Source organism: Alkalibaculum bacchi (assembly GCF_937875145.1).
Lineage (GTDB): Bacteria > Bacillota > Clostridia > Eubacteriales > Alkalibacteraceae > Alkalibaculum > Alkalibaculum bacchi_A.
This window is the reverse complement of the sequence record NZ_CALNCS010000234.1, coordinates 1-6,916: the sequence shown is the minus strand read 5'-3', so window position 1 is coordinate 6,916 and position 6,916 is coordinate 1. Positions and strand designations below refer to the sequence as shown.

The 6,916-nt window shown below is 36.6% G+C and carries 5 protein-coding genes; all 5 read right to left on the bottom strand.

Going from position 1 to position 6,916, the window contains the following annotated elements; genetic code table 11:
• Positions 1-37: 37 nt before the first annotated feature.
• Entirely contained in the window at positions 38-1,867 is a 1,830-nt protein-coding gene (locus Q7P22_RS13585) for an ABC transporter ATP-binding protein (RefSeq protein ID WP_303864963.1), read from the bottom strand.
• Positions 1,868-2,709: 842 nt separating this feature from the next.
• Positions 2,710-4,437, bottom strand: a complete 1,728-nt coding sequence (locus Q7P22_RS13580) for an ABC transporter ATP-binding protein (RefSeq protein ID WP_303864962.1) — start codon at positions 4,435-4,437, stop codon at positions 2,710-2,712.
• Positions 4,438-4,529: 92 nt separating this feature from the next.
• Positions 4,530-4,958: a MarR family winged helix-turn-helix transcriptional regulator gene (locus Q7P22_RS13575; RefSeq protein ID WP_303864961.1), complete on the bottom strand. Its 429-nt coding sequence runs from the start codon at positions 4,956-4,958 to the stop codon at positions 4,530-4,532.
• Between the two features lie 714 nt (positions 4,959-5,672).
• Positions 5,673-6,038, bottom strand: coding sequence for a hypothetical protein (locus tag Q7P22_RS13570; RefSeq protein ID WP_303864960.1), 366 nt, complete (start codon positions 6,036-6,038; stop codon positions 5,673-5,675).
• Positions 6,039-6,371: 333 nt separating this feature from the next.
• On the bottom strand, positions 6,372-6,916 hold a 545-nt coding region (locus tag Q7P22_RS13565; protein WP_303864959.1), incomplete at its 5' end, for a helix-turn-helix domain-containing protein.

Sequence of the window (6,916 nt, the reverse complement as noted above, 5' to 3'; positions counted from 1 at the left end):
TACAAATTAATTTATTACATACTCGATTTAGTATCATTTACTGGGCAAACTGGCTTTGGTACAAATCTGCGTAAAATCCGTGTTTTTCTAGAAGATCTTCGTGATTTCCCATTTCTATTATGCTTCCCTCTTTCATAACGAGAATGGTCTGTGCATCTCGAACCGTTGACAATCGATGGGCGATGACGAAGCTGGTTCTGCCTTCCATCAAATTAATCATGGCCTTTTGTATCAATACTTCTGTTCTCGTATCTACGCTACTTGTCGCTTCATCAAGAATTAAAATTCTTGGATCTGCTAATATAGCTCTTGCAATGGTAATGAGCTGCTTTTGCCCTTGTGAGATATTGGTTGCCTCTTCGTTGAGAACTGTGTCATATCCATCCGGCAACGTTCGAACGAAGTGGTCCACATGGGCAGCTTTTGCTGCTTCAAGAATCTCTTCTTCTGTTGCATTTTCTTTTCCATATGCAATATTTTCTTTTATAGTACCGTTAAATAGCCATGTATCTTGTAGTACCATTCCAAACACTCTACGCAAGCTGCTTCTGCGAATAGAAGTAGTATCCATACCATCTACAGTGATTTTTCCCCCTCCAATTTCATAAAACCGCATTAATAGATTGACTAAGGTAGTCTTCCCTGCTCCAGTAGGCCCTACAATGGCTACTGTTTGGCCTTCCTTAACCTGGAGATTCAGGTTTTCGATTAGAGGTGCATCCTCTTCATAGCGGAAGGACACATTTTCTAAAATTACATCACCTTTTGCATTTTCAATAGTAACAGAGTCGGCTGAATCTGGTACCTCCTCCTCTTCATCGAGCACTTCAAAAATCCTCTCTGCACAGGCAACCGTCGACTGAATAACATTGGCAATATTCGCCGTTTGCACAATAGGCATAGTAAAAGATTTAGAATACTGGATAAAAGCGAGCATATCCCCAATCTTCAACAAATCCTTCGTAATCCATATACCTCCGACGATGCTGATTAAGACATATCCAATATTGCTTACAAAGTTTAGCAATGGAAACATAATTCCTGAAACGAACTGAGCTTTCCAACTAGCTTCGTATAATTTTTCGTTGACCTCTTTAAATTTGCCTACAGATTCCCTCTCGTAGTTAAATACCTTGACAATCTTATGACCCGTATACATTTCTTCCACGTGACCGCTAAGGTCCCCTAGTTCTGCTTGTTGAGCAGCAAAGTGTTTTTGTGATTTTTTTGCAATGGTTACCGTGGCTAATACATAAAATGGTAAAGTCGCTATGACGATGAGGGTTAACGTTTTGCTAATGGTTAGCATCATAACCACATATCCTATAATGGATATTACAGAGGTAATTGCTTGTGTTAAACTTTGCTGCAAAGTAGATGCAATGGTATCTACATCATTGGTCACCCTACTAAGCATATCTCCATGGGGATGCATATCAAAGTACTTTAGTGGAAGCTTAGCGAATTTATGATCTATTTCCTTTCTTAAATCCCTTACCGTGTTTTGAGATACGCCCGACATGACAAGGCCCATAACTAAACTGAATAGGGAACTTATGATGTACATAGCAACTAAAATCAACGCGATTTGCCCTATATATTTAAAATCTATTTTACCATTGGTCTCTTCAATAGCGGTGATGACACCTTCAATTTGTTCGTCTGTCAACTCTACTTCAGAATCTGGACTACTTGGTGCATTGTCCATAGATGACATTTTAGACCCTAAGCCTATAACCTTTTTTATAGCTTCAGCCTTTTCCTTTGGAGATTGAATTTCTTCAACGATTGGAAGGAAAATAAACTCTCTCAAGGCATCTATATCTTCAGTACTAAATTCTTGTGTGGTGGTGTTGTCTGATTCCATTTCGGGGAGATCGTTAAAAAGCAAAAGCATTTCATTTAAAGTCTGTAATTTCTCATCTTGCTTTTCAATCTCATCAAAATCTTTTAGTACAAGCAAGGCTTTTACATTATCTAAGGATTTTACATCAAATGAGTTCTCTTCTCCTGAAGATGCATCCTCTGGCAATGATTTAAATACTTCGACGACCTTTAAGGTTAGTTGCTTCTTTTCCTCAAGAGATTCTGCATTTTTGATGAGTGGGATTTCTAGTAAATTTTTGACTGCATCTAGTGATTCAGCGTCCATATCCTGTGAATTTTGTGCAGTTTTTGGCAACTTATCTAATTGTTTGATAAAAGCTATGGTTGTTTCTGCTTTTTCTTCATAAGTTTTACCATCGCTTATCTTGCTCGTGTCAGTCTGAAAATACATCTGATTAAGGGCTTTGTTTTGAGCTGTAGCCATATTATCCATAATCTTGATTGCAGCTTCTTCTTGCACATCACCCAAATTATCTATAATACTCATAACCATTTCATCTTGAACATCCGTCATGCTTTCAACGATTTCTGTTCTCGCAGTCTGTTGACCTTTTGACATTTCCTGTATTACTTTTCCCGACATGTAACCATCTTGAAGTTTATTCATGGCTTTACTCATTACCTTTGGGGCAGCTATCGTAAATACGGTGCTGGCAATTGCAAGCAAAATAACCAAGAGCAATTTTGTTCTATGAGGCTTCAAATAATGCAGAAGCCTTTTAAGGCTACCTTTAAAATCCTTCGCCTTTACAACGGGTCCACCCATGTTCATAGGGCCGCCATGACCACTTTGTATTGGTTTGCTATGTTTCTCATTCTTGCTCATTTCATATCCTCCTTTGTCAACTGGGAAGACACAATTTCTTTGTAGACCTCACATGAATTTAATAGCTCATGATGCGTACCGATTCCTTGGATTTTGCCTTCTTCTAACACGATAATTTGATCTGCATCCATGATGGTACCTACTCGTTGAGCTACGATAATGACTGTAGCGTCATTCAGCTTGTTTTTTATCGATTTTCGAACCTTTGCATCGGTTTTAAAATCGAGAGCAGAAAAACTATCGTCAAAAACGTATATTTCTGGTTTTTTCAGTATTGCTCTAGCAATGGCTAACCTTTGCTTTTGTCCCCCTGAAACATTAGTTCCTCCCTGTGATATGTAATGATCAAACCCTTCCTCCATATTTTCGATGAATTCATAGGCTTCTGCAACTTTTGCTGCTTCAATGACCTCCTCCATAGGAGCATCCTTGCTGCCAAATCGAATATTGTCGGCAATGCTACCTGAAAACAAGACCGATTTTTGGGGAACAAACCCAATTTTATCTCGAAGGGTCTCTAATGAGATTTCTTTAATATCCACACCATCGATGAGTATATTCCCTTGAGTAATATCGTAAAATCTTGGAATCAAATTCACAATAGTAGATTTTCCTGAGCCAGTGCTACCTATAATTGCAGTTACTTTGTCCGGCTTCGCTTGAAAGCTTATCTGTTCTAATACGGATTCTTCTGCGCCAGGATAGCTAAAGGCGACATTTTGAAATTCTAATGTACTTGTCACGCTGAACTCTTTTTGAATAATTTCTGGATTTACTACACTAGGCTCTGTTACAATGACTTCGTCGATCCGAATGGCCGCTGCATGAGCTCTTGGTACCATAATAAACATCATAGAGAGCATGAGCATAGACATCATAATCTGCATAGTATATTGGGTAAACGCACTTAAATCTCCTAAATCCATGGTGCCCACATTAATTTTAATAGCTGCAAACCAAAGGATAGACAAAGAAGTGATGTTCATAATGAGCATAATAGATGGCATCATAAAAGCCATAATTCTGTTTACAGTAATGTAGTTATTGGTCAAATCGTTATTGACGTCATCAAATCTTTTATTTTCTCTTTCTACAGTATCAAAAGCACGTATGACTCGAATCCCAGTAAGCTTTTCTCTAAGCACAAGGTTAATTTTATCCACTTTTCCCTGTACTAGCTTAAATAATGGTATGACTTTTCTTGCAAGGACTGCTATGGTCAAGCCTAGAACAAGAATGGCTACACCAAGAACCCCTGTCAAATTAGCATTTTTAGAATAAGCTAAGGTCAATCCTCCTATTGCCATCATAGGGGCACTGACCATCATACGAAAGATCATAATGGTCACCATTTGAACTTGATTGATGTCATTTGTCGTCCTCGTAATCAGCGTTGCTGTACCAAATTCGTCAAATTCCCTTAATGAAAAGCTCTCTACTCTTTCAAAAATTTTGTTTCTTAAAACCGTACCAAACCCCATGGCAATCTTTGCTGAAAAATAACTCGATGCAATAGACAAAATTGCACTAAGACCTGCTACCAGGAGCATGATCTTACCAATATCCCAAATGGTTGCTACATCCCCTGCCATAACTCCTTCATTAATAATATCTGAGGTAAGAGTAGGCAAGTATAAATCCCCCAGTGTCTGTAAAAATACCAATACAAGAACTACAAAAATTTGCCACCTGTATGGCTTTAAAAATCGAAATAATTTAACCATAAATTCTCCTTTTTATTCAGCATTCTAAACGACCTCTTTAACCTCTTAAACAAATCCAATAGTTTTTTGGTTAAAAACTCTCACCACTCTATTTACTCTAATTTGTCTAATATGCTCTTCATCTCTATTATCAGTGTATTTAATCTGAGTATATCTTCTTCTTGTAAGTCTTCTAGTGGCTTTATCATCTCACGTTTCATTTGATTCTTTTGAGTACTAAAAAGGTCTTTCCCTTTTTGAGTGACTCTTAAATTGATTACCCTTCGGTCCTCTGGATCCGTATCTCTAATTAAATAACCTCCTTTTATTAATCGATCCGCTAATACTGAGATATTGGATTTAGGTAACTGCATTTTCTCACTGTAATAACTCATGGTTTTCCCCTGGTGAATACATACCATATGGAGAAGGCCAAATTGCTGCTTTGGTATATCCATTGATGGTATGCTTTTCATTAATTTTTTAAAGATAGTTGGAATAAAAAATATTAAATTCTCAACTAACTTTTCTCTCTCTTGCACTTCCTTTCACCTCACATCAATTTGTTATTAAATATAACCATTATTAATAGTAACTACTTTTGTGTAAAATATCAACAATTATTTTCAGTTTAAGTTTTTTTAGCTTATTATCAAAATCTTTACATTTATAAATTCATAAAAAACAACCTTTTAAAATGCCTTCAAAGGCAGCTTAAAAGGTTGAAATTTTTATTTTTATAGACCCATACCTATTTGCCATGCTCCTTCACATACTGATAGACTACTTTTAATTTGTCAATATTTACTTCTATAGGGGAATGTATAACTTTATTAGTCGAGAATATACCTTTATTTCCTTTGAAAACATCAAGTAATTTTGAAACGTATACAATACATACCTCTTGATTTCATAGCTTTACACAAACTTCCCTCATAATTATATCTTCGATTCTGCATGAAGGGTCAAATACTCCCCTCGAAAAAACTATCGTCTATAGTACTGTAACGGTGTTTCTATATAATAAAAAAAGCTGCAGGAAGACATATAAGTCTTAGCAGCTATTTTACAACAATCCTATTTCTGATATTCAATGGACACAAGATTTTCTTCCCCCTTATAGGCGAAGCTCATCGTACTGCTATCCTTCGACAAGCGCCAACATTAATACAGACATAAATATTAAAGTTAGAACCTTCTTCATATGAATATCCTCCTAACATCTATTAATCAAAATACAATTAATAGTTCACGCTCTATTTTAGGATGGTAATTTTACCAATAACAGGAAGAGGTTTTGCTTTCCCTCCAAACCCATTGATGATTCCCATAATGCCAAGTATCAAAATAGCGATACCGAAAATTGGCATCAGCATCCATCCAATTATGGGGATGATACCTAATATCACGTTCCCCGCTATACCTGTGATCAAAAGTAAAAGTGCCTGATTTGCATGAAACTTGGCATATTGGGATTCGGGACAGACAATCAGCGGAAGAAAAAACAGAAAATAAGAAAGACCTGCCATTGTCTTGTTCTTTTCAATATCCTCCTGAGTAAAAACATTTTCCTGTACCTCTATTAATTCTTGATTTTCGGAATTAATTTTTTGCTCTGTCATAATATTCTCCTCCATTTCTCTTGTTTCATTAGCATACAATATCAAAGAAAATACGCCTGAACCTGTTAATTAAACGTTACCTGAACAACAAGGTGATTTTCAATATCCTTTTCCATGGAAACGAACTCGCCCAAAGACCACATAACCTTATTTTACCGCTTCAATTTAATTATTGCTTTTCTCATAGATTGCTTATAATTATTTTATAAAAAATAAACCATCTATAATAGTATAAAAAAGCTGTAAATTATTCATTTATGCTCAATAATTTTAGGATAACAAAAGATTTGCTGTACTTGTTTCTGCATACAGAGACTCTTTCTCGTACATTTATCACTTCATTACCTTTCTATATTGGGATGGTGTCATGCCTACTTGCATCTTAAAAAATCTCGCAAAATTTCCACGATGTTCAAAACCGCAGGATAAAAAGGCTTCGTTTACACTTAAATTCTTATTCCGAAGTGCTTCCTTAAGCCGGGCAATCTTAATCTCCTGATAGCAGCTATAGGGCGTCATACCAGTATGCTTTTTAAACAGCCGCATAAGATGTGAAGGGCTTAAACAGGCGGCCTTTGCAATTTTATCTATATTGAATTTTTCTCTCCAATTGTTTTCTAGGTATTCCCTGGCTTTTGCTACTTCTGATTTCCCTTGATAGATTCTACTTGTGAAAAAAGTAGCTACCATATACGCCATTTGGCCGTCTACATCTGCAACAGGAAAACTTAGGATATCGGCATAGATTGCTTGAATGTCATAGGCAGGACTTCTTGTCCTATACCACTTCCAAAAACTTTCCAAAGGGATTCGAACATCCGGAATCAGAACCACTTCACCCGCAAGGGCCTTGGTGAAGTGGTTCTGATTCCGGATGT